Raw genomic sequence first — 24401 nt, forward strand, 5'->3', positions numbered from 1 at the left:
GCGATGGAACATGATTTCGGCGCCCGTTCCACGGGCACGCTCGACTGGCTCTGGTCCCTGCCACGCCGACTGGCCGGCGGGTCCAGCCCCTCCGCCCGCGTCATCCCCGATCAGGCTCCGTTGCTGCTGGAGGAACCGGTCGCACCGAGCTTCCACCGGGCGGCCGAGCCCGAACCGGCGCCGGACGACACCCCACGACCGCTGGCCATGGGCGCGATGGCAACGCCGCTCAAGCCCATCAGCCTGCGCCGGGATTCGATCTACAGCGCCTTCAACACCGCCATGCCGGTGACCGACCGCCATGGCCTGGCCGGCCGCAACAATGAGCTGGAAAAGCTGGTCGAAGCGATCGTGGTCCAGCGCAAGCATGCGATCATCTTCGGCACGCGCGGATCGGGCAAGACCTCGCTCGCGCGGGTCTTCGGCGATCTGGCGGACGAGGCCGGCTGCGTCGCCCTTTACGGGTCGGCGAGCGGCGAGGCCGATTTCGACTCGCTGTTCCGCCCCTTCCTGACGGAACTGCCGATGAGCGGCACGGGTCAGGAACGGGCCCGCAAGCTCGCCACCGGTCCGCTGGACGTGAATGGCCTTGCCACCCTGCTGGTCGAGGAGGTGCGCCAGCGCTCCATCCTGATCCTCGACGAATATGACCGGGTCCGCTCCGACACTGCCAAGCAGGATGTCGCAACGTTGCTCAAGCTGCTGACCGATATCCATTCGCCGGTGCAGGTGGTGCTGGTCGGCATCGCCGGCGATGTCGATGGCCTGATCGCCGCCCATCCCTCGCTGCGCCGTCATATCGCGCCCCAACGGGTCAGCCCGATCGCCCGCCCCGAACTGGAACTCCTGCTGGCAAGCTGCGGCGAGAAGGCCGGACTGTCGATCACGCCCGAAGCCGTGGAGGCGCTGGCCGGCGCGGCAATGGGGTCGCCCTATCATGCCCGGCTGTTCGGCATGCAGGCGGCGCTTGTTACCGAGGCCGGCGGCCGCGAGCAGGTGACCGCCAGCGATGTCGAACAGGGGCTGGCCAGCGCGCTGGACGACTGGGCGGAAATGAGCAGCGCCAGCCATGGCCTGTTCACCCGCGCCCTGCGCGACAGCGCATCGGGGCGCCGGATGATCGCGCTGGCCGGCATCGTCGCGTCGCAGATGTCGGCGATTTCGCTGGAGCGGCTGCTGCGCGTCGGCAGCGACATATTGGGCGAATATCCGGGCATGGAAGCCGATGCCAGCGATGCACTGGCCCGGTTGGAGCCTGCCCTTACGCCCACGCCGGGCGGCGAATTGTGGATGTTTGAAGATACGCTGGCGCCGCAATTCCTGCTGCTGATGGCCAAGCAGCCCGCGCCGCGCACGGTCGCGCCGACGCCGGCCGAGGAAATGCGCGCCATGCTCCGAGGAGTGGACGGACTATGACGATGAACCCCTTGGACCTTGCCGCCGCCGTCAAGGCGCGCTGGCGGGTCGCCGCGATGATCGGCGGCGCCCTGTTCCTGCTGATCGCCGTCACGGCCTTCATGCAGTCGCGCCAATATATGGCGACGACCTCGCTGATGCTGGACCTGTCGCAGACCGATCCGACCGACACGACCCAAAATCAGGGCCGGGTCGAGGTGGACTCGATCCTGGGCACCCAGACCGACATCATCCGCAGTGCCAAGGTGATCAATGCGGTCGCCAAGGAAGCGGGCTTCATCGACGCGCTGCCCGCGGACATGCCGGCCGATGCCCGCCTGCAACAGGCCGCCGCGCGCGTGCGCGCCGGGCTGCTGGTGACCACCGGCCGCCAGAGCAACGTGCTGCAGATCCAGTATCTCGATCCCGATCCGCAGGTCGCCGCCCGCGTCGCCAACCTCGCCGCGCAGATCTACATGCGCGAGCAGGTGGAACTGCGTGCCTCGCCGGCGCGCACCTCGGCCAAATGGTTCAACGAACAGACCGCCGACGTGCGCCGCCGCTATGAGGATGCGCAGAAGCGCCTGTCCGACTTCCAGCGCGCCCATGACATCATCGGCATCAACCGCATGGATCTTGAGGCCGAAAAGCTGAAGAACATGTCCTATCAGCTGACCCAGGCCCAGGCCGAAGCCGCCGCCGCGCGCGGCAAGGCCGGCGCCGGTTCGGTGTCCGACATCGAAGGATCGCTGATCGTCCAGAATTTGCAGGAACAGGTTGCTGCCCAGTCGGCCAAGGTGCAGGAACTGGGCAAGACGCTTGGTCCGAACCATCCGACCATGGCGGCCGCTTCGGCGCAATTGTCCGAACTCCAGACCAAGCTTGGCGCCGCCCGCGCCAGCCAGGCCGGTGCGGTCAGCGCCAACAGCGTCGCCGCCAGCCGCCGCGAGGGCGATCTCAAGTCGAACATGGCGTCGCAGGAAGACCGCATGATCCGCATGTCCGACGTGCAGGACCAGTTGATGGTCATGCAGCGCGACGTCGATGCGGCCCGCCAGACCTATGACACGGTGCGCCAGCGCTTCAACGAAGCGGCGCTCAAGAGCCAGATCTCGCAGCCCAATGCCAGCCTGCTCGACGAGGCGACCGTGCCGCTGCTGCCGGCCAAGCCCAACCTGCTGCTCTGGCTGGTGGGCGGCATCGCCCTTGGCCTGGTCGGCGGCATTGCGGCGGTCGTCCTGATCGAAATCGCCCAGCCCCGCGTCCGCTCCGCCGCCGGCGTGGCCCGCGCGACCGAGGTCGAAGTCATCACCGAATTGCTGCCTGCCCCCGCACGGGGCGGCTGGCTCCCCAAGCGACAGGAGGCCGCATGAGACTGCGTTCCACGGCTAGTGCCCATCCCCATCTGACCGCCGGCGCCACGACCGGCCTCAAGCCCCGCGCCCGCGACACCAAGGATTTCGCGCAGCTCGCGGTCGAACATGGCTTCCTCGCCGAAACCGACATCGGCCGGATCGAAGCCCATGGCCATGCCGCCGGCCAGCCCTTCCAGCAGGCGGCGATCGACCTCGGCCTGCTCGATCCCGAAACGGCGGGCATCATTCTGGCCATGCAGGGCGGCTTCCCGCTGCTGGCGGCCGGCGACCAGCGGGTCGATCCGCTTGTGGTCAGCGCCTTCGACCCGGCGGACGCCTATGCCGCCAAGGTCCGCACCATCCGCGCCAAGATGCGCGCGGCGGCCAAGGACAGCGACGGCGCAGCCCTGCGCCTTGCCATCCTGTCGATCGACGCCGGCGACGAGGCCGCGATCCTTGCCGCCAATCTGGCCGTCGTGATGGCGCAGATGGACGGGCAGACGATGCTGGTCGATGTCGATATCGACCGCCCCTCGCTCGATCGGTTGTTCCGCGTCGCCAACAAGGCGGGTCTGGCCGAACAATTGCTGGGCAGCGCCGCGCTTCTGCCTGCCGCACGCACGGCGGTCGATGGCCTCTGGCTGATGACCGCCGGCCGGGCATCGGGCAGCGCATCCAGCCTGGTGACCAAGGGGCCGCTGGCGGACACCGCCGCCGGCTGGGGCCTGCATGACACGTCGATGCTCTTCTACCTCGCCCAGCGGCGCGGCGAGCAGACGCCGTTCGGCTCTATCCTCGCGGGCTTCGATGCCGTCACTATCGTCGCCCGGCGCGGCGAGACCGCGATCGCCGACATGCGCCGCGTGATCGACGATCTGGACCGTCATAATATCAGCATCGCAGGGAGCGTGATCGCATGAGCCTGGAGCAGGCTATTCCCCGTCAGCCGCTGCAACAGCCCGTGCCCACGCCGGAGGAGATCGCCCTGGTCGGCGGCATTCCGGTGTCGACCCTGTCGCTCGATGCGCTGATCGACCGGATGCTGGGCGAGGCGCCGCTGCGCCGCGCGCTCGACCAGCGCCCGCTGCTGATCTTCGACTGCAACGGCCAGGGCCTGTCGATGAACGCCACGGACAAGGGCTTTCGCGACAATCTGGCGCAGGCGGACCTGATCCATGCCGATGGCCAGATCGTCGTCGCCGCGTCGCGCTGGGTCGGCCAGCCGCCGATCGCCGATCGATCCAGCACCACCGACATGTTCATCGACAGCCTGGTGCCCGCAGCGAAGGCGGGGGTCAGCTACTATCTGCTCGGCGGCGAGGAAAAGGTGAACGCCGCCTGCGCCGATCGGATCGTCGAAATGGCACCGGGCCTTACCGTCGCGGGGCGCCGCAACGGCTTCTGGAAGCCGGAGGAGGAAGATGCGGTGATCGACGCGATCAACGCGGCCGCGCCCGATGTGCTGTGGGTCGGCACCGGCAAGCCGCGCGAGCAGGCCTTTTGCGTGCGCAATCGCGACCGGATCAAGGCCGGCTGGATCGTCACCTGCGGCGGCCTGTTCAACTATATCACCGGCGACTATCCGCGCGCGCCGATGTGGATGCAGCGCAATGGCCTGGAATGGCTGCACCGCATGGGCACCCGGCCCAAGGAACTGGCCTGGCGCTATATCACCACCAATCCCCATGCCCTGTGGCTGATCTGGAAGCACCGCCATGGCTGAGGCGCAGGCGGCTTCCGGCCGTACCCAGCGCCTGGGCACCATCTTCGGCCGCTTCGGCCTCGCCAGCTTCTCCTCGGCGATCGTCTCGGTCAGCCACCTGCTGGTCCAGCTTTTCTCGATCCATCACCTTGCAACCACCGGCATCGGCGTGCTCGCCTTCCTGCTGGTCATCATCCAGTTCGGCTACAGCCTGTCCAACGCGCTGGTGTCGACGCCCTATACGATCGCCGTCAATCAGGGCGAGGATGTCGATCGCGCGGCGCATGGCTTCTTCTTTCCGGTCAACCTGCTGCTGTCACTCAGCCAGGGGCTGATCTGCGCCGCCATCGCCTGGACCACCGCGACGCCGCAGGCCGCCCTGGTCTTCGGCCTCGCCGGCACATTGTCGCTGATCCGCTGGTTCGGCCGGTCCAACGCCTATGCCCATCATGCACCCATGCAGGCGGCCCGCTCCGACATCGCCTATGCCGCGACCATCCTCATTGGCCTGCTGGTCGCGATGCGCACCGGCGCGGACCTCACCGGCATCGGCACCATGCTGGTCGCCGCCAGCCTCGCTGGCCTGCTGCCCTTCGGCAGTCCCTATCTGCGCCGCCATGTCGCCATGTCGCCGCTGGCCGCCCTGCGCGCCTATCGCCCGGTGTGGAAGGAACAATCGGCCTGGACGCTGGTCGGCGTGCTGTCGACCGAGGCGACGTCGAACGCGCACAGCTATGCCGTGACCCTGCTGGCGGGACCGACCGCCTTCGCGCCGATCGCCGTCGGCATGCTGTTCTTCCGCCCGGTCAATGTCTGCATCACCGCCCTCACTCAGCTGGAACGCCCGCGCATGACCCGTGCCGTCGCGCGCGGCGATCATCAGGCCGCGATCCAGTCGGAACGCATCTTCATGGGCGCCCTTGTCTTCCTGTGGCTCGGCACCTGCGTCGTCGCGGCCGGCGCGCTCTATTTCTTCCCCGGCCTGATCCTCAAGCCCACGCTCGACCATCAGCTGGTGATCACTGCCGTGGCGCTCTGCGCGCTGCTCTCGCTGGTCCAGTGCGTGCAGACGCCGATGAGCGTCATGACCCAGGCCCGCAAGGCCTTCCGTCCGCTCGCCGCCCAGAGCCTGCGCAGCTGCGGCGTCGGCATTGCCGCCGTTACGCTGCTGACCCTGCTGGTAGCGCCCGTCTTCTCGATCGCCGGCGTCGTGCTGTCGCAGCTCGTCATGATGCTCGGCATCTGGCAGCTCGACCGCAGCTGGCGCCGCAACCAGGCGGAGGGTTGAGCGATGGCAAGCACCCCCTGGCACCGTGACATTCCCGCGCCGGTCCTGACCCGGCCGGGCGTCGCCGCCATCAAGAAGACCGAAAGCGCCCGGCTGATCCTGGTCGCCCAGATCTTCTATTTCACCTTCCTGATGCTGGTCTTCATCGGCCAGCAGCCCTTCGCCTCGCGCACCCAGGATGAACTGGTCGCCATGGCGCAGGAAAATAACGGGTCGGACCTGTTCAAGCAGGCGCTGTTCATCGGCTTTGCCATGCTGCTGACCGGCGTGCAGCTGATCCGCCGCTATCCGCCACGCTATCGCTTCACGCTCTGGCCGCTGGCCATCATGCTCGCCTGGTTCTTCATCACCTGCAGCTGGGGCGTCGATCCGTTCGTATCGTTCAAGCGGGCGATGCAGCAGCTGATCGTGATCTACATCACTTTCAGCGCGCTCAGCCTGATCGGCCCCGAAAGGCTGCTCCAGGCGCTGCGCTACGCCCTGATCCTGTCCCTCATCATCTGCTGGGTCTCGCTGCCCTTGACCTCCGCGGCAGTCCATCCGCCGACCGAGAGCGACAAGGCACTGATCGGCGCCTGGCGCGGCTTCTTCTTCCACAAGAATATTGCCGGCGCGGTCATGGCGCTCACCTTCATGGTCGCGGCCAATGCCTGGGTCGATACCAAGAAATGGTATTATGCCCTCTTCTCGGTGATGGCCTTCGTCTTCGTGATCGGGACCAAGAGCAAGACCTCGCTCGCCTTGTCCTTCGCCATCCTGGGCGTCTGCGCCGTCTATCGGGCACTGAGCGATTCCACCCAGAAACGGGCAGTACTGCTGATCATGGTCGCGCTCGGCATGGTCGGGGTGCTGTGGCTCTATGTCGCTTTCCAGCCCGTGGTGGAGCGGATCTTCGCCGACCCCACCTCCTTCACCGGCCGCGTGTCCATCTGGGAAGTCGACCTCGCCTATCTCAAGGATCATCCCTTCCTGGGCGCGGGTTTCGGCGGCTTCTGGCAGGTCGGCGATCGCAGCCCCTCGCTCGATTATCTCAACCAGGCGTTCCAGACGCTGACCGCCCATTCGCACAATGGCTATCTGGAAATCCTGGTGACCACCGGACCGCTCGGTCTCATCATGCTGCTGCTCACCTTCCTGGCGCTGCCCGCCATCTGGTTCCTGACCGGGGCAACGCCGCAGAACCGGCCGATCATGGTGCCCTGCTTCGCGATCTGGGTCTTCGTCCTTTACCAGAATCTGCTGGAAACCTCGTTCTTTGACAAGGATCGGCAGGTCTGGGTGATCTTCCTGGCGGCCATCGCCGCCGCCCACGCCACCTACAAGGCGCGCCCGCTTCCGCAGTGGCGCCGCCGCTTTCTCGCCCGCCCGGAGGCTTCCCATGGCTAATGTCGTCATCTGCATCGCGACCTGCAATCGCCCCCAGGGGCTGCGGCGCACGCTTGCCTCGCTCACCACGCTCGAAACCCGCCACCGGATCGATGTGCTGGTCGCCGACAATGATGCCAGGGAGCAGCAGGGGCTGGCCGTGGTGGAGGCGCTGGCGACATCGGGCTATCGCTGGCCGATCGAGGCGCTGCTGGTGCGCGAACGCGGCATCCCTCTGGTCCGCAATGCGCTGGTCGAGGCGGCTCTTGCCCGGCCCGGCGTCACCCATGTGGCGATGATGGACGATGACGAGGCGGCATGTCCCGGCTGGATCGACGCGCTGGTGACGGCCGCCGATCGCTGGGACGCCGATGTCGTCGGCGGCGCGGTGCTGCGCGAGATGGACAGCCCGCTGCCCGCCTGGGCCTCGCGTCATCCGCTGCTCCAGCCCAAGCGCCGCGACAAATCCGGCCCGGTCTCGCTGGTCGACAGCACCGCCAATGTCCTGATGTCGGCCAACGCATTGCGCCGCATCGGCGCCCGCCCGTTCGACGAGCGCATGGCGCTCACCGGCGGGTCGGACAAGCAGCTCTTCACCCGGATGCAGCGCGCCGGTTTCCGCTTTGCCTGGTCGGAGGAAGCGCTGGTCACTGAACTCATCCCGGCCAGCCGGGTCACCGCCAAATGGCTGCTGATGCGCGGCTATCGCGTCGGCATGACCGACATGATCGTCGCCCGCACCCATGGCGGCGCCCTTCGTGCGGCGCTCAGCGAAAGCCCCCGCATCGCGGTCGGCTTCCTGGTCGGCGCGGTCGGCCCCCTCACCACATTGGACCGCGGCAAGCGGGTGGAGCGCCTCGGCAAGCTCTATCGCGCCGCGGGCAAAATCGCCGGCCTCACCGGCATCCATTATGAAGAATATCGAAAGGTCCATGGCGCATGACCAACATCCCCTTCTTCTCCGTCGTCATCCCGCTCTACAACCGCGCCGACGTGGTCACCGACACGATCCGGTCGGTGCTGGCGCAGGACTGGACCGATTTCGAGATCGTCGTCGTCGATGATGGCTCGCATGACAATCCCGGCCCGGTGATCGAAGCGATCGGCGACCCGCGCCTGCGTTACATCCGGCAGGACAATGCCGGCGGTGGCGCGGCGCGCAATCGGGGCATCCTCGCCGCCGAGGGGCGCTACATCGCCTTCCTCGATTCCGACGACCTGTTCCTGCCCGGCAAGCTGTCGACCATGGCGGAAGCGCTGGCAGGTGACGACGGCCATGCCGTGCTCTATTCTCGCATGAAGGTCGATCGAGGCGTCGACCGCTACTGGATCCGCCCCGACCGCGGCATTCGGGAAGATGAGGATGTCGGCGAATATCTCTTCTGCGCCAACCAGTTCATGCAGACCTCGACGATGGTCGTACCGACCCGGATGGCCCAGCAGGTACTGTTCGACCCCGCGCTCAAGAAGGGGCAGGATCTCGACTTCTGCGTCCGGCTTCAGGGTGCAGGCGCGCGCTTCCGGATGATCGACCGCCCGCTCACCATCTGGCTCGACGCGACCGAAGTCGGCCGCACCTCCTATGTGCGCGGCTATGAAACCTCGCTCGACTGGCTCGATCGCTGCGGCCACATGCTGACCAACCGGGCGCGGCGTGGCTATCGCGCGACGGTGCTCGCCTATCATATGGCGCCGATCCGCCCGGTCGCGGCGATCCGCGACCTCGCCATCGGCCTGACCGCGGGCGGTGTTCCGCCACGGGTGATCGCGCGCCAGGTGCTGCGCTCCTACATGCCCAAGTCGCTCTATCGCTCGCTCGTCAACGGCTTCGTCCTGCGCTTCGGCAAGGCCGATGCCCTCAGTAGCGGCGCCCGTTCGTGATGGCGGCCTGGCAACCTCCGTCCGCGCTGCAGGAACAGGCGGCCTCGCCGCTCTTTTCCGTGGTCATCCCGACCTATCAGCGCCGCGACAAGGTGGTCGAAGCGGTGCTGTCCGCGCTCGACCAGACGATCGCGCTGATCGAGGTGATCGTCGTGATCGACGGATCGACCGACGACACCGAACAGGTGCTGGCCGGGATCGCAGACCCGCGCCTGCGTGTCATCGTCCAGCCCAATCGCGGCGCATCGGCGGCGCGCAACACCGGGATCGCGCAGGCGCGGGGGCGCTATATCGCCTTTCTCGACTGCGATGACCGTTTCCTGCCCCATCATCTCGCCGACCTGCTGCCCCTGCTGCAACAGGACGAGAATGTGGTCGCCTATGGCCAGGTGCTGGTCGATCGCGGCCAGGGCCGCAATTTCCTGAAGCCCCCGCGCGCGATCGCGACCGGCGAGACGATCGACCGTTATCTCATGTGCGATCGGGGTTTCATCCAGACCAGCAGCCTGGCGCTCAGTCGCGGCCTCGCCAACAAGGTCCGCTATCGCGAGGATGTGAAGTTCGGGGACGATACCGACTTTGCCGTTCGCCTTGCGCTGGCCGGCGGCCAGTTCCAGATGACCGCGCGGCCCGGCACCATCTGGGCCGACCGCGACGCCGAACATCGGCTGTCGGCGGTTCGCGGCAGCGTCGGCAGCCTCATCTGGCTGCGCGACCTGCGCCCGCATATCTCGGCCCGCGCCTTTTCCGCCTATATGGGCTGGCATGCGGCCAAGAGCATCTGGCCGACCAGTCGGTTTCAGGCGATGCGCTATTATATCGGCGCCGTGCTGCGCGGCGCCTTCGGCCCGCGGCTGGCTGCGACCGTGCTGATGCAGATCATCCTGCCCGATCCCGTCTATCGCCGGATTTCCGACCGTTGGATCGACATGGCCCAGATGGTGGGCGGGAGGCCGCGCCTGTGAAGCGTCGCGAATTTCTGGCCGGCGGCATGGCGCTGGCGGCGACGCTGCCCGCTGGCGTGGCGGCGGCCGCCATGCCGCCCGGCCTCGCCACCCATGCCCGTGCCAAGGGCCGCTATTTCGGCGCGGCGGTCAAGTCGCGCCAGTTGCGCGAGGATGCGGGCTTCACCCAGGCGGTGGCGCAGGAATGCAATATCCTGGTGCAGGAATATGAGCTGAAGCGCGGCACGACCGAGCCCAAGCCGGGCCAATATGATTTCAGCGGTGCCGACCAGATCATCGATTTCGCCCAGAAGCATGACATGCGCGCGCGCGGTCATGCCCTGGTCTGGTATGCCGCCCAGCCCAAATGGCTGGAACCCGCACTGCAGGCCGCCAGCGATCGCGGCCGCCAGAAGCTGATGACCAGCTATATCACCACGGCCATGCCCCGCTATGCCGGCCGCATCCAGGAATGGGACGTGGTGAACGAGGCGCTGGAGCCCAATGACGGCCGCGCCGACGGGATGCGCGCCGACAGCATGTGGATGCAGGCGCTGGGCGAACATTATATCGACATCGCCTTCCACACCGCGCGCGAGACCGATCCCAAGGCGACCCTGTTCCTGACCGATTATGGCATCGAACATGACTCGCCGCGTTGCGAACGGCGCCGGACCGCGATGCTGAAGCTGCTTGACCGGTTGAAGGCCCGCGATGTGCCGATCGACGCGATCGGCATCCAGGGGCATCTCAAACCCTATAAGGAAGGGTTCAACGAGCGCCGCTTCGCCGATTTCCTCGACCAGTTGCGCGGCTATGGCCTGAAGCTGGAGATTACCGAGTTCGACATTGCCGACATTGGCGGGCCGCCCAACCCCGCCAAACGTGACAGCGAAGTTGCCAGTGTCGGCCGCGCCTTCATCGATGTCGCGCTCGACAATCCGGCGATGCAGGCGGTGCTCTGCTGGGGCCTGTCGGACCGCTATTCCTGGCTGTCCAACTACAAGGATTATAAATGGCCCGACGGCCAGTTGTCGCGCGGATTGCCGCTGGACGGTTCCCTGCGCCGCAAGCCGCTGTGGGACGCCATCGCCGCCGCCTTCGACGACGCGCCGCCGGCCGGGAGAAATGCCGCATGAGAATTTCCTCGCTCACGGGCCTGCGCGGCATCGCCGCCGTTTCGGTCCTGCTCTACCATATTCCCCATGCGCCGGCCTTTCAGGCCTTCGCGATCCCGCTTTTCTCGCGCGCCTATCTGGCAGTCGATTTATTCTTCATTCTCAGCGGCTTCGTCATTTCCTACGGCTATTATGACCGGCTGATGCACAATCTGGGGCGGTCCAGTTACATGGACTTCCTGATCAACCGTACCGCCCGCGTCTGGCCGCTGCATCTGATCGTGACGCTGGTGTTCATGGCCCGCATCCTGGTCAATGTGTCGGGGACGCAGGCTATCCCGCTCGACCTGCCCAACATCCTCACCAACCTGCTGATGATCCAGAGCTGGGGATGGGGCACGCAGCCGATTGCGGGCAACAGCTGGTCGGTCAGCACCGAGGTCGCCGCCTATCTCCTTTACCCGCTGATCGCGATCATGGCCTTTTCCCGCTGGGCCTGGGCGCAACTGGCGCTGTGCGTCGGCATCCTGGTGCTGGTCGCCAGTTCCGGCCGGGGCGCCAGTGGTCCCCTGGACGTCAACGATTATGACACGGTGCTGACGCTGCTGCGCTGCCTTGCCGGCTTTGCCCTGGGCGTCCTGACCTATCGCATCCGCGACATGGCGCTGACCCGCAGCCTGCTTGCCGGCCCCGGCCGATTTGCCGCCATATGTGTCACCATCGCTGTCGCCCTGATGCTGCCCCGAGCCGCCGACGTGCTGGTCGTGTGCCTGATGCCCGCGCTGGTCCTCACTTGCTATTATGATGGCGCCGCCGCCCGCGCGGTGATGGCCAACCCGGTCAGCTATCATCTGGGCCTGATCAGCTATTCCATCTATCTGTGGCATCCGCTGGTGCGCGACATCATGGCCCGCGTCATGGGGATCGCCCATCGCCATGGCTTTGTCGGCCATGACTGGATCTTCATCGCCGCCATGCTGGTCGCCACCTGGCTGCTCTGCTGGGCGAGCTATCGCCTGATCGAGGTGCCGGGCCACAAGATCATCAAATGGCTGCAACGCGGCGGGCGTGCCCGCCCGGCCCCGGTCAAGGTTGCTGCCTGATGCCCCCCGCCCCGACCATCTGGATCGCGATCCCGACCTTCCGCCGGCCGGGGCAGTTGCGCCACCTGCTCGAAAGCCTGGCCGCCGTCGTGCCGCATGACGATGTCCAGTTGCTGGTCGCCGACAACGACCCCGTCGGGCAGGAAGGCGCGCTGGTCGCGCACGAGATGCAGGATGACCCCGATTATCCTTTGCCGATCCATATCCTGCATGTGCCAGAGCCAGGCCTTTGCTCGGTCCGCAACGCGATCGTCGCCACCGCGCTCGCGGCTCCGGCTATGCACTATCTGGCGATGATCGATGATGATGAATGGCCGCAGCCCGGCTGGCTCGACGCGCTGCTGGCCTGTCGCGAGATGTGCGGCGCCGATGTGATCGGTGGCCCGGTCGATGCCCATTTCCTGCGGCCGCCGCCGCGCTGGGCACGCGACGCGCTGGTGTTTCGGGCCGAGGATCGAGCCTCGGGCGCCACCGACATGCTATGGGCCAGCAACAATCTGCTGCTCAGCCGCACGGCGCTTGAGGCGCTGCCCGCCCCTTGGTTCGATCGGCGTTTCAACCGCAGCGGCGGCGAGGATCTGGATTATCTGACGCGCCTGCGCGATGCCGGCATCGGTTTCGGCTGGGCCGCAGATGCGCGCGTCAGCGAATGGGTGCCGCCCGAACGGGTCCGGCTCGGCTGGATACTGTCCCGCATGTGGCGGATCGGCTTTACCGAGACGCTGACCCGCCGGAAGCATCGGCCCGGCATCCTCGGCACCCTCACCCTGTTCGGCCGGACGCTGGCGGTGTTCGCGATGCGCACCGCCGGCCTCCTCGCCCTGTTGCTGCCCGGCGCGCGACGGGTCGACATCGCCGGGCAGTGGATCAAATGCTGGGGCCGCCTCTATGCCCTGACGGGCCGGGGCAGCCGGGCTTATTATGGCGCGGAATAGACCTTGAAGCTGCGGATGGTCATGTCGCCGCTGCCATCGTCATAGGCACCCGTCGTCTTCACCGCGACATTCATCAGCGGATAGAAGCGGAAGCCCTTGAACGGGTTGACCGACTGGTAGGTTTCCTTGCCGTCGACGAACCAGGTGATGTAGTCACGCTGGATATCGACCGCAAACTTGTGGAAGTCCTGTGAGTAGCCCGACAGGCCATAGGCCTGTTCGGTCTGGATGACGATACCGCGCTGGTCATAGCGGGTGCTGTTGGCACCGACATGGATCGTCTGGCCTACATGGCGATCGAAATCCCAATAGCTCTGATAGCCAAAGCCTTCATAGACATCGATTTCCGGCGGCCAGCCACTGGTCGAGATCAGCCAGAAAGCGGGCCAGGAACCACGCCGGTTGGGCATCTTCGCTTCCCACTCATATTGACCATAGCCGATCTGAGAGGCGAGGAAGTTGCGGCCATCCAGGATCGACGCGCCATAATTATAAGTTACGCCCTGATAGCTGATCGGCGTCTTGAGCACCTGGCTGTGCAGCACCAGGCCCTTGTTGCTCCAGTAGACCGGCCCTTCGATCCCCGGATAGGTGGTGGTGTCGACATAGAGGCCGGTCTCGCCATTGCCGGTCTGCGCCCGGCCATGCGACAGGGTCGTGGCCCAGCGGTCCCAGCCGCCATCGACTGACCGCTTGTGCGTGTCCTTGAGCAGTTCGAACTGCAGCGTGCCCGAGGCCGCGAAGGTCCGCGCTTCGCGGAAGGTGCCGCTCGCCTTCTCGGTCGCCGCGACATAGGCCTTGGCCGTGACGGTTGCCGTCGACTGCCCCTGCAATGCGCCCCAGGGCGCCTCACGCAGCTTCACGCTGAACTGCTGGCCTTCGGTCGCGCTGATAACCGGCACTTCCACCGTCTGTTCCAGCGGGTCGCCCGGCCGGAAGATGACGACGGTATCGACCGTCTTGTAGTTGGTGCCGGACGTGGCCTTCAGCGTGCCGGTGCCGTTGACCGTGGTGATCCGCGCGATCACCGTGTTGGGCGTCGCCCGATCGAGATAGACCGGGACATAGGCGGTGCTGCTGCCCGGCTTGTAGGTGGCGTTGCCGATCCAGAGCGTCGCCTTGCCCGGCAACACCGTGCCGTTGGCGAAGTCGAAATCGGCAAAGCTGTTGCTGGTGCTGCTGGTCGTCGCCGTGCTGGTCGTCGCACTGCTCGCACTGCTGCTGGAGATGGTGACCGTGCCGCTATCGGCCGTGCTGGTCGATGAGCTGCTGGTCGTACTGGTTCCGCCCGACAGGATCGTGGCGGCGCCTGCCGCGAAGACAGACGTAATGATTGCTCCGGCTCCGATCATGGAGCCGGCCGATTTGCTGCGCATAATGCAACCCCCGTTTTGGTGTCCCTAAAGGGTCCGCCACGAGGGTTAACAAATGCTTCCAGGCAAGCTCGCCTCGTCGCAAATCAGCCATTTTTGCGACGAGGCGAGGAACTTTTACTCGGCAGCTTCAACCAGCATTTCGGGCTCCGGCGCCATGCCACGGCCAACGCTGTCATAGATAAATCCAGCCGCTTCAGCGACTTCGGGCCGATAGATGTTGCGCAGGTCGACCAGGCCATTGCCAGCCATCACGCCGCGCAGGCGCGACAGGTCGAGCGCGCGCAGCGCATCCCATTCGGTGACCAGTACGACGGCCGAGGCTCCCTGCGCCGCCGCATAGGGATCGTGGAAGAAATCGACATTCTGCAGCAGCGGCTGGGCCGCCTCGATCCCTTCGGGGTCGAAGGCGCGGATCTGCGCACCGCCGTCCTGCAGTGCCTGGATGATCGACAGCGACGGGGCATCACGCATATCGTCGGTATTGGGCTTGAAGGTCAGGCCCAGCACCGCGATCGTCTTGCCCCGCACCGATCCGTTGCATACACCGATCACCTTGCGCGCCATGGCACGCTTGCGGCTTTCGTTGATCGCGACGGTGGTTTCGATCAGGCGAATGGGCGCGCCGGAATCTTCCGCCGTCTTGACCAGCGCCAACGTATCCTTGGGGAAGCAGGAGCCGCCATAGCCGGGTCCGGCATGCAGGAATTTCGAACCGATCCGGTTATCCAGGCCAATGCCGCGCGCCACCTGCTGCACATCCGCGCCGACCCGTTCGCACAGTTCGGCCATCTCGTTGATATAGGTGATCTTCATCGCCAGGAAGGCATTGGCGGCATATTTGATCAGTTCGCTGGTGCGACGACCGGTGAACAGCAGCGGCGCCTGGTTGAGATAGAGCGGGCGATAGACCTCTTCCATCACCGGGCGTGCGCGCTCGTCCTCGATGCCGACGACGATGCGATCCGGGCGCTTGAAATCCTCAATCGCGGCGCCCTCGCGCAGGAATTCGGGATTGGAGGCGACCGCAAACTGGGCGTCGGGATTGGTTTCGCGGATGATCCGTTCGACCTCGTCGCCAGTGCCGACCGGCACGGTCGACTTCGTAACCACAACGGTAAAGCCCTTGAGCGCCCCGGCGATCTCGCGCGCGGCATCATAGACATAGCTGAGGTCGGCATGGCCATCGCCCCGACGCGCCGGCGTACCGACCGCAATGAAGACGACATCGGCGTCTGCCACGGACGTTGCCAGATCGGTCGTGAAGCTCAACCGGCCCGCCTTGACGTTGCGCGCGATGAGATCGGCCAGGCCCGGCTCATAGATCGGCACGCCGCCTTCGCGCAACTTGGCGATCTTGCGCTCATCCTTGTCGACGCAGATGATTTCGTGGCCGAAATCCGCGAGGCAGGCGCCCGATACCAGACCAACATAACCAGATCCGGTCATCACGATCCGCATGACAATTCTCCTTGTCCAATGTGCAAGCTAATCGACAATATGCCCGCAACCGATCGCCCCGATCCGGACAGGACGCGACAGAGCGCTCCGAAAAATCCGGATGCGCGCACCTCTCGCCCTGACAAAGATCGAAGCCCCCGGCCTGTTCGGACAGTTGCCGCGTCAGTGGAACCAGCCACCTGTTGACGCGATGCAGCATAAGTCGGGTCATGACGCTGTTGCAACGCGACTTGGCGCTACGCGGGCACATGTGGACGTGGGGCGAATGGAAAATGCGCCGAACTGCCGCAGCGCGCGGGCGCAATTAACCGGATCTGCGGGTCAATCCTCGACGATGCGCATCAATTTGCGTTCGACAGGCGCCAATATGCCCTGCAACTCCTGCCCGCGCTTCAGCACATGACCCGCTTCCCCCACCAGCGTCCACATGCCCTGGCGATTGCGCAACGCCGGCCGCTTCTCGATCCGATATTCAGGACGCTCGGCAGAGCGCCGAAAAGCGGAGAAAATCGCCGCCTCGCGCCCCAGGTCCATGGCATAGTCGCGCCAATGTCCGGCGGCGACCATTCGGCCATAGAGATCCATGATCCTCTGCAATTCCAGGCGATCGAACCCGACCTGCCCCTGTTGCTGGCCGTTGGGTGCTGGGAACGGCGTCACATTGGACATCAGGCCCGGCCACGCTCCTTGAACAGGGCGACGTCATCGGCAGGCAGTTCGGGCGTCTGCTTCTGCGCCAGCAACTCGGCCAGCCGCTTCTGCAACTGCTCCACTTCGCACTGCAGCAATTCCAGCTTCTGCTTTTCCGGATCGAAGCAATCGGAGCAGGGCGTGCCATAGGGCAGGAAGTCGCGCTGATAGGCGGTGACATCGACCAGCATCGCGCGCGCGGGAATGCCGACCATGGTCGCGGCCTCCGCCACATCCTTGGTGACCACCGCATTGGCGCCGACACGGGCACGGGCGCCGACACGGACCGGCCCCAGCACCTGCGCGCCCGATCCCACGATCACGCCATTCTCCAGCGTCGGATGGCGCTTTCCGGCGATCCCGTTAGCGGGATCCGTCCCGCCCAGCGTCACATTCTGATAGAGGGTGACGTCGTCGCCAATCTCCGCCGTTTCGCCGATCACGGTGAAGCCATGGTCGATGAAGAAGCGCTTGCCGATCTTCGCGCCCGGATGGATGTCATTGCCGGTCAGGAAGCGCGACAGATGATTGACTGCCCGCGCCAGGAAATAGAGCCGCGCCCGATAGAGACGATGCGCCACGCGATGGAAGGCCAGCGACCAGATACCGGGATAGAGCAGGATTTCCGCCCGCGATCGCGGCGCAGGGTCGCGCGACTTGACCGAATCCAGATAGGCGATGAGATTACGCAGCATCGAAACGTCCCTGAACGGACCCGCCCTGCTGGCGCGCCCCTTTTACCCTGTTGCCAGCAACATAGAGATTAAGCGGCAATTTTTCCAGAGCGCGCCCTAATTCGCCTTCCCGGCCCAAAACAGAAACTTGCTTGGCGCCTCAAGATATACCAATCATTGAGGTAGACAATTAGAACGAAGGTGGTTGGATGATCGACACATTTATCGCCCATTTTGGCGAAATACTGCCCTTCATCCTAATCGGCTTCGGCGCGCAGATTATCGATGGCGCCCTTGGCATGGCCTATGGCGTGATTTCCAGCACCCTGCTGCTGGCCATGGGCGTGCCGCCCAGCCGTGCGTCCGCCAGCGTCCATGCCGCCGAAACCTTCACCACCGGTGTGTCCGCGATCAGCCATATCCTGCACCGCAATGTCGACTGGGGCCTGTTCGCCCGGCTCGTCATTCCCGGCGTGATCGGTGGCGTGGCCGGCGCCTATCTGCTCTCCAATATCGACGGCGCGATCATCAAGCCCTTCGTCCAATTCTATCTGGCAGCGATCGGCATCTACCTGATCTGGCGCGGCTTCCATTTCCCCCCGCACAGCAAGAGCCCCAAATGGGTTGCACCGCTAGGCCTGGTCGGCGGCTTCATGGACGCGTCGGGCGGCGGCGGCTGGGGGCCGGTCGTGACGTCCAACCTGCTGATCCAGGGATCGAGCCCGCGCCACACCATCGGCACGGTCAACAGCGTCGAATTCATCCTGACCCTGTCGATCAGCCTGACCTTCCTGTTCCATCTGGGCTGGGAAAGCTTCACCACCTACACAATCGGCCTGTTGATCGGCGGCGTGGTGGCAGCCCCCTTTGGCGCCATGCTGGCCCGCCATGTCGCGCCCAAGGTGCTGTTCGTGGCCGTCGGCATCATTCTGACCCTAACCTCCGCCTTCGGCATCGCCAAATATCTTGGTTATATCGGATAATTCGCTTATATTCGGATTTCTAATTCAGGAATCCGATAAATGTCGAACTACATGCCCACGCTCAAACAGCTGCAATATCTGGTTGCGCTGAAGGAACATGGCCATTTCGGCAAGGCGGCCGACAGCTGCTATGTGACCCAGTCCACCCTGTCGGCCGGCATCCGCGAACTGGAATCCCTGATCGGCGTCACGCTGGTCGAGCGGACCCGGCGCGTCGTGCGCTTCACGGCGCTGGGCGATCGCATCGTCGAAAAGGCGCACCGCGTCCTGCGCGAGGCGGAGGAGCTTGCCGCGATCGCCGAGGCGTCGGGCAAGCCGCTGACCGGTGAATTGCGGATGAGCGTCATCCCGACGATCGCGCCCTTCCTGCTGCCGCGCCTGCTGCCCCGCCTGCGCGCCGACCGACCGGAATTGAAACTCTATCTGCGCGAGGAAACGACCCAGGCGGCGATCGATTCGCTGCGCCATGGCAATGTCGACTGCGTGCTGATGGCCCTGCCCTATCCGACCGGCGAACTGGACAGCGAGATATTGTTCCAGGATCCGCTCTATGTCGCCTTCCCGCGCGACGATCCGACCAATCCGCCGGACTGGATCAAGCCGGACATGATCGACGAGAACAAGCTGCTGCTGCTGGAGGACGGGCATTGCCTGAAGGACCATGCGCTGGCGGCCTGCAATCGCCCCGACCTGCGCGCCAGCGCGACGATGATGGGCACCTCGCTCCACACGCTTATCCAGATGGTCGACAATGGCCTGGGCGTCACCATGCTGCCGGAAATGGCGCTGGCCGGCGGCATATTGGAACATACCAACATTACCGCGCGCCCGCTGCAGTCCGATCATGCCTGGCGCGACATTGCCTTGGTCTGGCGCAAGAACAGCCCACGCGAAAAGGAATTCCATCTGCTCGCCGAGATATTGCGCGACGCGGCGGACCATCCCGCAATCCGCGCCAACGCCGCCTGATCGATCAGCGATCCCAGCCCTGCGCCTTGGCCTCATCCTCGGCGCGGGGCGCGACCCAGGCGCCTGCGCCATCGGCATAATGCGCCTTCTTCCAGAAGGGTGCGCGCGATTTCAGCCAGTCGATCAGGAAGGCGCAGCTTTCCAGCGCCGCCGCGCGATGCCGTGACGCCGTACCGACGAAAACGATCCGCTCGCCCGGCAGCAACCGACCATGGCGATGGATGATCGACAGCCCCAGCAGCGGCCAGCGCGCCATCGCCTCATCCGCGATCCGTTCGGCCTGGCGCTGCGTCATCGCCGGATAATGTTCCAGTTCCAGCGCCACCAGCCCCTCTTCGCCGCGGACGATACCGGTGAAACTGGCCACCCCGCCGCCGCCCAGCGCTTCGAGCGCGGCAAGTTCGGCCGAAATATCGAAATCATCCGCCTGGATGGCGACCCGTTTCATCCACCCGTGACCGGCGGGAACAGCGCCAGTTCCCGCGCCGTGCCGATTGCCTGATCGAAACCGACAAACTGCTGGTCCAGCGCCGCGCGCAATCGATCGGGATCGGCCAGCGCCTCGGCATAGCCACCACCCCGCGCCGCCAGTCGCGCCACGAGTTCCGCTATGGTCTCATCCGGCGAAGCCAGTTCGACCCGCTCCTCATCGCGGCCAATGGCTTCGCGCACCCAAGCAAAATAGACGAGGGTCACAGCGGCCATGCCGGTCAGTCCATATGCTTGATGCCGACGCGCAGATAATCCCAGCCGGTAATCAGCGTCAGGATCGCGGCGGCCCACAGCGTCAGGATGCCGACGCTCTGCACGAAGGGGAATTGCGGCACGGCGCCGGCCAGGATCAGGGCGCCCAGCGCAATCAACTGGAACGTGGTTTTCCACTTGGCCAGGCGCGACACCGGGACCGACACCTGAAGGCCGGCCAGAAATTCCCGCAGCCCCGACACGGCGATCTCGCGCAGCAGGATGATCATCGCGGCTGCGATATGGATGCCGGCGATGTCCCGCGTCGCGGCGAGCATCAGGATGACCGCGCCGACCATGATCTTGTCCGCGATCGGATCAAGGAACACGCCGAGCTTCGACACCGCACCCTGCGCACGGGCCAGGTAGCCGTCGAAATAATCGGTGATGCCCATCAGGCAGTAGAGACCGAAGGCCAAGCCATAGCCCGTGGTCCAACGCGCGCCCATCTCGCCGGGCCACAACAGGGCCACCAGCAAGGGCACGGTGATGATGCGCGAAAGCGTCAGCAAATTGGGCAGCGTCAGCATCAGGGCGACCTGCCACAGTCACGCATCGGGCACAAGCGAAGGCAGCAAGAAGTGAACAGGAAATTGGACAGGCCCGCCTGCAGCGGCTAGACCGCCCCCCGGTCGTCCACAGCGAAAAGCCAAACGCACTCATGCAAGCCTCACTCAGGCTCCTCAAAAAGCGCCGTTTTCTGCCGCTTTTCATCACCCAGCTTCTCGGCGCCTTCAATGATAACCTGTTCAAGAACGCCATGGTGCTGTTCGTGGTGTATCAGGTCTATAATGACGAGCGGTCCGAAACCTGGTTCAGTGCGCTGGCCACCGGAATCTTCATCATCCCCTTCTTCCTGCTGTCCGCCCTGTCGGGCCAATTGGCCGATCAGCGCGACAAGGCGGTCATCATCCGCTGGGTGAAGGCAGCTGAAATCGTCATCATGACGGTCGGCGCGACCGGCCTGGCGCTGATCTGGAGCGGCATCGCCGTCCATATCCTGGCGATCCCGCTGCTGCTCGCCGCGCTGTTCGCGATGGGCATCCACTCCACCTTCTTCGGCCCGATCAAATATGCGATCCTGCCCCAGCATCTGCACGATGACGAGGTTCTGGGCGGTACCGGACTGGTGGAGGCCGGCACCTATATCGCGATCCTGGCCGGCACCATCCTGGCCGGCATCATCCCGATCGAGGCTGCGGCCATCGGCGTGGTGGTGACCGCCTTCATCGGCTATTTTGCCAGCCGGGCCGTGCCGCCCGCCCCGTCGCTGCTCGCCAAGCAGCCGATCGACTTCCACGTCATCCGATCCTCGGTCGCGCTGGTGCGGGGCACGATGCACATTCCGCGCCTCTATCTGGCGATCATGTCGATCAGCTTCTTCTGGGCCGTTGGGTCGGTGCTGTTCATCCAGTTCCCGCCGCTGGTGAAGAATGTCCTGACCGCCGACAAGTCGGTTGCCAGCCTGTTCCTGGCGATATTCTCGATCGGCATCGCGATCGGATCGATCGCGATCAACCGGCTGCTCGCCGGCCATGTCTCGGCCAAATATGCGCCCGCGTCGGTGATCGGCATGGGCTGCTGCATCATCGCCTTCCATGTGGTGTGCGACCTGTGGACGCCGGCGCCCGGTGGCCAGATGCTGCCGCTCGCCGGCTTCCTCGCCCATCCGATGGCGATCCCGCTGTCGCTCTGCCTGCTCGGCGTGGCGACCTTTGGCGGCATGTTCGTGGTGCCGCTCTACGCCTTCCTCACGACCACGGTCGAGAAGTGCGAAGCGGCGCGCACCGTTGCGGCCAACAATATCGTCAATTCCGGCGCCATGGTGGTCGGATCGCTGATCGCGATCGGCCTGACCCTGGCCGGCCTGGAGGTGGTCTATCAGCTGCTGCTGGTGGCGGCGATGTGCCTGCCCTGCGCCTGGCTTGCCTGGCGGCTGCACAAGGCCTGTGACGGCCCGGCCTGCAGCAGCGAACTTTAGAAGATGAAGCTGTAGAACGCCGTGAAGAAGGCCGAGAAGCTCAGCACGAACAGCTTCCAGTCATTGTCGTCGGAGACGGCCACATCGCGGCGGCGACGCGCCTGCGACGACGCATCGTCCGTCAGCTGGAAGATGTGACGGGGCAGCCGCTGCCGAAAGGGGTGCCGGGCGGCTTCGTTGGTGAGGACGAGGACTCGGTTTCTCATAAGGATTGGTTAACGCGATATTTACCATTAGTTCCATGGCAAATTTCGTAAAATCCGGGATGTCCCGTCGCGGGACAGACTTGACCGTATCAACAACATAATACAGCATGGCCGTGCCGATGACCGAATTGCCCAACCCCGCCCCTACCGGCACGCCTGCCCCGGCCGCTGACGAAGCGCGCCCGTTCGGCGCCGGCCCGCCCAGCGCCTTTGCCCCGCCCACCCCGTGGAAGCGGCGGCTGCAGATTTTCGGCTGGATCGTGGCGGCGGGTCTGGCCCTGTTGATGCTGATCATCGCCTGGCTGGCGGTGACGGCGCCGATGTCGCGCTCACTGCAGCCCATTGCCCCGCCCAGCATCAGCCTGATGTCGGCCGACGGCCATCTGGTCGCGCGGCGCGGCGCCATCATCGACAAGCCGGTGGAGGTGGCCAAGCTGCCCGCCCATGTGCCCCAGGCCTTCATGGCGATCGAGGATCGTCGCTTCTATGACCATTGGGGTGTCGATCCGCGCGGCATCGCCCGCGCCATGTGGCACAATATCTGGTCCGACGGATCGTCGCAGGGCGGCAGCACCATCACCCAGCAGCTGGCCAAGGGCGTATTCCTGTCCAGCGACCGGACCATGGGCCGCAAGGCGCGCGAAGCGCTGATCGCCTTCTGGCTGGAGGCCTGGCTGACCAAGGACCAGATCCTCGAACGCTACCTCTCGAACGTCTATTTCGGCGACAATGTCTATGGCCTGCGCGCCGCCTCGCTCCATTATTTCGATCGTCAGCCCGAACGGCTGACCATATCCCAGGCCGCGATGCTGGCCGGCCTGCTGAAGGCGCCCTCGCGCCTCGCGCCGACCAGCAACTTGAAGGGCGCGAGTGCTCGCGCCGCACTGGTGACGCAGGCGATGGTCGAGGCCGGCTATATCAGCAAGGCCCAGCGCGATCAGCTCGCCCCGGCCCGCCTTGATGTGCGCGAGTCCCCGGATGCCACCAGCGGCACCTATTTTGCCGACTGGGTGCTGCCCGAAGCGCGCGACCGGGCGGGCGCCGTCTATGGCGCGCAGGAGGTGAAGACGACGCTCGACTGGCGCATCCAGCGCCTCGCCGAAGCCGCGATCTGGCGCGCGCCGCTGGGCGGGGCGCAGGTGGCGTTGGTGGCGATGAAGCCCGACGGCAGCGTCGTCGCCATGATCGGCGGCAAGAATTACGAGAAGAGCAGCTTCAACCGCGCCGTGCAGGCGAAGCGCCAGCCCGGCTCCACCTTCAAGCTGTTCGTCTATCTCGCCGCGTTCCGCGCCGGCATGACGCCCGACGACATGATCGAGGATACGCCGATCACCACCGGCACCTATCGCCCGGCCAATCATGGCGGCAAATATCGCGGCCGCATCACGTTGCGTCAGGCCTTTGCCGCGTCGAGCAATGTGGCAGCGGTGCGCCTGACCCAGAAGGTCGGCGTCGACAATGTCATCAAGGTTGCCCGCGATCTGGGCGTTACCGCGCCGTTGACCGAAGATCTCAGCCTCGCGCTCGGCACGTCGGAGATCCCGCTGGTGGAACTGGCCGAGGCCTATGCGTCGGTGGCGGCCGGCGCCTATCCGGTGCTCGCCCATGGCCTGCCGCCCGAGGAACAGGGCTGGTTCGACCGGCTGATGAAGCGCCAGCGTCATTTCAGCGACGACCAACTCGAAATGATCCGCGACCTCCTGTCGTCCGCCGCCAATCGCGGCACCGGCAGCGCGGCAGCGCTGCGCACCAGCACCTTTGGCAAGACCGGCACGACCCAGGATAGTCGCGACGCGATTTTCGTCGGCTATGCCGGCGGCCTGGTGACGGCGGTGTGGATCGGCAATGACGACAATGCCCCGCTGCCTGGCGGCGCGGCCGGCGGCGGTGTGCCCGCACGTATTTGGCGCAATTTCATGGCTGGCGCGATCAACGAGCCGGTCGAGAAGGTGCCCGAGGAAGAGCAGGATCCCGACCTGGTCAACGCCATCGCCAATGTCAGTGTCGAAACCGGCATCGGCAATGTCGGCGTCGGCATGGATCAGGGCGGAATGACCGTCACCATCGATGGCAACCAGCTTCGCATTCCGTCCGACCAGCCCTTGCCGCTGCCGCCGCAGGGCGTGCCCCCACCGCGGATCGCGCCGACCCAGCCACAGGAAAATGAACCGCCGCAGCCATGACGGCGATTTCGACAACCCGCATTTCATGGCTCCGCGCCCCGCGCGAACAGG

24 protein-coding genes are annotated in these 24401 nt (G+C 65.4%); 16 read left to right on the forward strand and 8 right to left on the reverse strand.

What is annotated here, in order from left to right:
- Window positions 1–3: 3 nt before the first annotated feature.
- Genes JQK15_RS06005 through JQK15_RS06060 form a run of 12 tightly spaced genes read left to right on the forward strand, consistent with a single transcriptional unit; the run spans window position 4 to window position 13086 of the window.
- The gene (locus tag JQK15_RS06005; RefSeq protein ID WP_214864533.1) at window positions 4–1416 is read left to right on the forward strand and encodes an AAA family ATPase; all 1413 of its coding nucleotides are present in this window, start codon (window positions 4–6) and stop codon (window positions 1414–1416) included.
- Window positions 1413–2768, forward strand: a complete 1356-nt coding sequence (locus tag JQK15_RS06010; RefSeq protein ID WP_214864204.1) for a GNVR domain-containing protein — start codon at window positions 1413–1415, stop codon at window positions 2766–2768. The genes JQK15_RS06005 and JQK15_RS06010 overlap by 4 nt, the downstream gene beginning before the upstream one ends.
- The gene (locus JQK15_RS06015; protein WP_004212423.1) at window positions 2765–3670 is read left to right on the forward strand and encodes a P-loop NTPase family protein; all 906 of its coding nucleotides are present in this window, start codon (window positions 2765–2767) and stop codon (window positions 3668–3670) included. The genes JQK15_RS06010 and JQK15_RS06015 overlap by 4 nt, the downstream gene beginning before the upstream one ends.
- Window positions 3667–4473, forward strand: coding sequence for a WecB/TagA/CpsF family glycosyltransferase (locus tag JQK15_RS06020; RefSeq protein ID WP_214864206.1), 807 nt, complete (start codon window positions 3667–3669; stop codon window positions 4471–4473). The genes JQK15_RS06015 and JQK15_RS06020 overlap by 4 nt, the downstream gene beginning before the upstream one ends.
- Window positions 4466–5740 (forward strand): polysaccharide biosynthesis protein, encoded by a 1275-nt coding sequence (locus JQK15_RS06025; RefSeq protein WP_010339075.1) that lies wholly within the window; start codon window positions 4466–4468, stop codon window positions 5738–5740. The genes JQK15_RS06020 and JQK15_RS06025 overlap by 8 nt, the downstream gene beginning before the upstream one ends.
- A 3-nt stretch (window positions 5741–5743) precedes the next feature.
- Window positions 5744–7126, forward strand: coding sequence for an O-antigen ligase family protein (locus tag JQK15_RS06030; protein WP_004212420.1), 1383 nt, complete (start codon window positions 5744–5746; stop codon window positions 7124–7126).
- Window positions 7119–8048, forward strand: coding sequence for a glycosyltransferase family 2 protein (locus JQK15_RS06035; RefSeq protein ID WP_017499216.1), 930 nt, complete (start codon window positions 7119–7121; stop codon window positions 8046–8048). The genes JQK15_RS06030 and JQK15_RS06035 overlap by 8 nt, the downstream gene beginning before the upstream one ends.
- Window positions 8045–8986, forward strand: a complete 942-nt coding sequence (locus JQK15_RS06040; RefSeq protein ID WP_214864208.1) for a glycosyltransferase family 2 protein — start codon at window positions 8045–8047, stop codon at window positions 8984–8986. Before JQK15_RS06035 ends, JQK15_RS06040 begins: the two co-directional genes overlap by 4 nt.
- Window positions 8986–9951: a glycosyltransferase family 2 protein gene (locus JQK15_RS06045; protein ID WP_214864534.1), complete on the forward strand. Its 966-nt coding sequence runs from the start codon at window positions 8986–8988 to the stop codon at window positions 9949–9951. The genes JQK15_RS06040 and JQK15_RS06045 overlap by 1 nt, the downstream gene beginning before the upstream one ends.
- Entirely contained in the window at window positions 9948–11069 is a 1122-nt protein-coding gene (locus JQK15_RS06050) for an endo-1,4-beta-xylanase (RefSeq protein WP_214864209.1), read from the forward strand. The genes JQK15_RS06045 and JQK15_RS06050 overlap by 4 nt, the downstream gene beginning before the upstream one ends.
- On the forward strand, window positions 11066–12151 hold the full coding sequence (locus tag JQK15_RS06055; RefSeq protein ID WP_214864212.1) for an acyltransferase family protein: 1086 nt from the start codon (window positions 11066–11068) through the stop codon (window positions 12149–12151). The genes JQK15_RS06050 and JQK15_RS06055 overlap by 4 nt, the downstream gene beginning before the upstream one ends.
- On the forward strand, window positions 12151–13086 hold the full coding sequence (locus JQK15_RS06060) for a glycosyltransferase family 2 protein (RefSeq protein ID WP_214864213.1): 936 nt from the start codon (window positions 12151–12153) through the stop codon (window positions 13084–13086). Before JQK15_RS06055 ends, JQK15_RS06060 begins: the two co-directional genes overlap by 1 nt.
- Here JQK15_RS06060 and JQK15_RS06065 read toward each other — a convergent pair.
- From JQK15_RS06065 to epsC, 4 genes are all read right to left on the reverse strand, one after another.
- Window positions 13071–14216, reverse strand: coding sequence for a family 16 glycosylhydrolase (locus tag JQK15_RS06065; RefSeq protein WP_010339068.1), 1146 nt, complete (start codon window positions 14214–14216; stop codon window positions 13071–13073). The genes JQK15_RS06060 and JQK15_RS06065 overlap by 16 nt on opposite strands.
- 360 nt (window positions 14217–14576) lie before the next feature.
- Complete coding sequence (locus JQK15_RS06070; protein ID WP_004212408.1) at window positions 14577–15920, reverse strand: UDP-glucose dehydrogenase family protein; 1344 nt, start codon at window positions 15918–15920, stop codon at window positions 14577–14579.
- A gap of 321 nt (window positions 15921–16241) precedes the next feature.
- Window positions 16242–16589 carry a DUF2794 domain-containing protein gene (locus JQK15_RS06075; protein ID WP_069338373.1) on the reverse strand — a complete coding sequence of 116 codons (348 nt, stop codon included), beginning with the start codon at window positions 16587–16589 and terminating at the stop codon, window positions 16242–16244.
- Window positions 16589–17305, reverse strand: a complete 717-nt coding sequence (epsC, locus tag JQK15_RS06080) for a serine O-acetyltransferase EpsC (protein ID WP_097382942.1) — start codon at window positions 17303–17305, stop codon at window positions 16589–16591. Before epsC ends, JQK15_RS06075 begins: the two co-directional genes overlap by 1 nt.
- 188 nt (window positions 17306–17493) lie before the next feature.
- Here epsC and JQK15_RS06085 point away from each other — a divergent pair, with 188 nt between their 5' ends.
- Both JQK15_RS06085 and JQK15_RS06090 read left to right on the forward strand, forming a co-directional pair.
- The gene (locus tag JQK15_RS06085) at window positions 17494–18267 is read left to right on the forward strand and encodes a sulfite exporter TauE/SafE family protein (RefSeq protein ID WP_004212403.1); all 774 of its coding nucleotides are present in this window, start codon (window positions 17494–17496) and stop codon (window positions 18265–18267) included.
- A 39-nt stretch (window positions 18268–18306) separates the two neighbouring features.
- Window positions 18307–19236, forward strand: coding sequence for a hydrogen peroxide-inducible genes activator (locus JQK15_RS06090; protein ID WP_004212401.1), 930 nt, complete (start codon window positions 18307–18309; stop codon window positions 19234–19236).
- 4 nt (window positions 19237–19240) lie between these two features.
- Here the strand turns inward: JQK15_RS06090 and JQK15_RS06095 are convergent, their stop codons facing one another.
- Genes JQK15_RS06095 through pgsA form a run of 3 tightly spaced genes read right to left on the reverse strand, consistent with a single transcriptional unit; the run spans window position 19241 to window position 20510 of the window.
- Complete coding sequence (locus JQK15_RS06095) at window positions 19241–19684, reverse strand: molybdenum cofactor biosynthesis protein MoaE (RefSeq protein WP_214864215.1); 444 nt, start codon at window positions 19682–19684, stop codon at window positions 19241–19243.
- Window positions 19681–19941: a molybdopterin converting factor subunit 1 gene (moaD, locus tag JQK15_RS06100; RefSeq protein WP_214864217.1), complete on the reverse strand. Its 261-nt coding sequence runs from the start codon at window positions 19939–19941 to the stop codon at window positions 19681–19683. Before moaD ends, JQK15_RS06095 begins: the two co-directional genes overlap by 4 nt.
- A gap of 5 nt (window positions 19942–19946) precedes the next feature.
- Window positions 19947–20510 (reverse strand): CDP-diacylglycerol--glycerol-3-phosphate 3-phosphatidyltransferase, encoded by a 564-nt coding sequence (gene pgsA, locus JQK15_RS06105; protein WP_004212395.1) that lies wholly within the window; start codon window positions 20508–20510, stop codon window positions 19947–19949.
- A 131-nt stretch (window positions 20511–20641) separates the two neighbouring features.
- On the opposite strand from pgsA, the gene JQK15_RS06110 reads away from it, so the two are divergent.
- Complete coding sequence (locus JQK15_RS06110; protein ID WP_136187142.1) at window positions 20642–21961, forward strand: MFS transporter; 1320 nt, start codon at window positions 20642–20644, stop codon at window positions 21959–21961.
- On the opposite strand, the gene JQK15_RS06115 is transcribed toward JQK15_RS06110, so the two are convergent.
- The gene (locus JQK15_RS06115) at window positions 21958–22167 is read right to left on the reverse strand and encodes a hypothetical protein (RefSeq protein WP_004212393.1); all 210 of its coding nucleotides are present in this window, start codon (window positions 22165–22167) and stop codon (window positions 21958–21960) included. The genes JQK15_RS06110 and JQK15_RS06115 overlap by 4 nt on opposite strands.
- A 107-nt stretch (window positions 22168–22274) precedes the next feature.
- Here JQK15_RS06115 and JQK15_RS06120 point away from each other — a divergent pair, with 107 nt between their 5' ends.
- Window positions 22275–24350, forward strand: coding sequence for a transglycosylase domain-containing protein (locus JQK15_RS06120; RefSeq protein WP_214864219.1), 2076 nt, complete (start codon window positions 22275–22277; stop codon window positions 24348–24350).
- Window positions 24351–24401 lie beyond the last annotated feature (51 nt).

This window comes from Sphingobium sp. BHU LFT2 (assembly GCF_018604485.1).
GTDB classification, from domain to species: Bacteria; Pseudomonadota; Alphaproteobacteria; order Sphingomonadales; family Sphingomonadaceae; genus Sphingobium; species Sphingobium yanoikuyae_A.

Bases quoted from the DNA above. Each gene is read 5' to 3' on its own strand.
- JQK15_RS06005 (WP_214864533.1), top strand. From the start codon at position 4: ATGGAACATGATTTCGGCGCCCGTTCCACGGGCACGCTCGACTGGCTC.
- JQK15_RS06010 (WP_214864204.1), top strand. From the start codon at position 1,413: ATGACGATGAACCCCTTGGACCTTGCCGCCGCCGTCAAGGCGCGCTGG.
- JQK15_RS06015 (WP_004212423.1), top strand. From the start codon at position 2,765: ATGAGACTGCGTTCCACGGCTAGTGCCCATCCCCATCTGACCGCCGGC.
- JQK15_RS06020 (WP_214864206.1), top strand. From the start codon at position 3,667: ATGAGCCTGGAGCAGGCTATTCCCCGTCAGCCGCTGCAACAGCCCGTG.
- JQK15_RS06025 (WP_010339075.1), top strand. From the start codon at position 4,466: ATGGCTGAGGCGCAGGCGGCTTCCGGCCGTACCCAGCGCCTGGGCACC.
- JQK15_RS06030 (WP_004212420.1), top strand. From the start codon at position 5,744: ATGGCAAGCACCCCCTGGCACCGTGACATTCCCGCGCCGGTCCTGACC.
- JQK15_RS06035 (WP_017499216.1), top strand. From the start codon at position 7,119: ATGGCTAATGTCGTCATCTGCATCGCGACCTGCAATCGCCCCCAGGGG.
- JQK15_RS06040 (WP_214864208.1), top strand. From the start codon at position 8,045: ATGACCAACATCCCCTTCTTCTCCGTCGTCATCCCGCTCTACAACCGC.
- JQK15_RS06045 (WP_214864534.1), top strand. From the start codon at position 8,986: ATGGCGGCCTGGCAACCTCCGTCCGCGCTGCAGGAACAGGCGGCCTCG.
- JQK15_RS06055 (WP_214864212.1), top strand. From the start codon at position 11,066: ATGAGAATTTCCTCGCTCACGGGCCTGCGCGGCATCGCCGCCGTTTCG.
- JQK15_RS06060 (WP_214864213.1), top strand. From the start codon at position 12,151: ATGCCCCCCGCCCCGACCATCTGGATCGCGATCCCGACCTTCCGCCGG.
- JQK15_RS06070 (WP_004212408.1), bottom strand. From the start codon at position 15,920: ATGCGGATCGTGATGACCGGATCTGGTTATGTTGGTCTGGTATCGGGC.
- JQK15_RS06075 (WP_069338373.1), bottom strand. From the start codon at position 16,589: ATGTCCAATGTGACGCCGTTCCCAGCACCCAACGGCCAGCAACAGGGG.
- epsC (WP_097382942.1), bottom strand. From the start codon at position 17,305: ATGCTGCGTAATCTCATCGCCTATCTGGATTCGGTCAAGTCGCGCGAC.
- JQK15_RS06085 (WP_004212403.1), top strand. From the start codon at position 17,494: ATGATCGACACATTTATCGCCCATTTTGGCGAAATACTGCCCTTCATC.
- JQK15_RS06090 (WP_004212401.1), top strand. From the start codon at position 18,307: ATGTCGAACTACATGCCCACGCTCAAACAGCTGCAATATCTGGTTGCG.
- JQK15_RS06095 (WP_214864215.1), bottom strand. From the start codon at position 19,684: ATGAAACGGGTCGCCATCCAGGCGGATGATTTCGATATTTCGGCCGAA.
- moaD (WP_214864217.1), bottom strand. From the start codon at position 19,941: ATGGCCGCTGTGACCCTCGTCTATTTTGCTTGGGTGCGCGAAGCCATT.
- pgsA (WP_004212395.1), bottom strand. From the start codon at position 20,510: ATGCTGACGCTGCCCAATTTGCTGACGCTTTCGCGCATCATCACCGTG.
- JQK15_RS06110 (WP_136187142.1), top strand. From the start codon at position 20,642: ATGCAAGCCTCACTCAGGCTCCTCAAAAAGCGCCGTTTTCTGCCGCTT.
- JQK15_RS06115 (WP_004212393.1), bottom strand. From the start codon at position 22,167: ATGAGAAACCGAGTCCTCGTCCTCACCAACGAAGCCGCCCGGCACCCC.
- JQK15_RS06120 (WP_214864219.1), top strand. From the start codon at position 22,275: ATGGCCGTGCCGATGACCGAATTGCCCAACCCCGCCCCTACCGGCACG.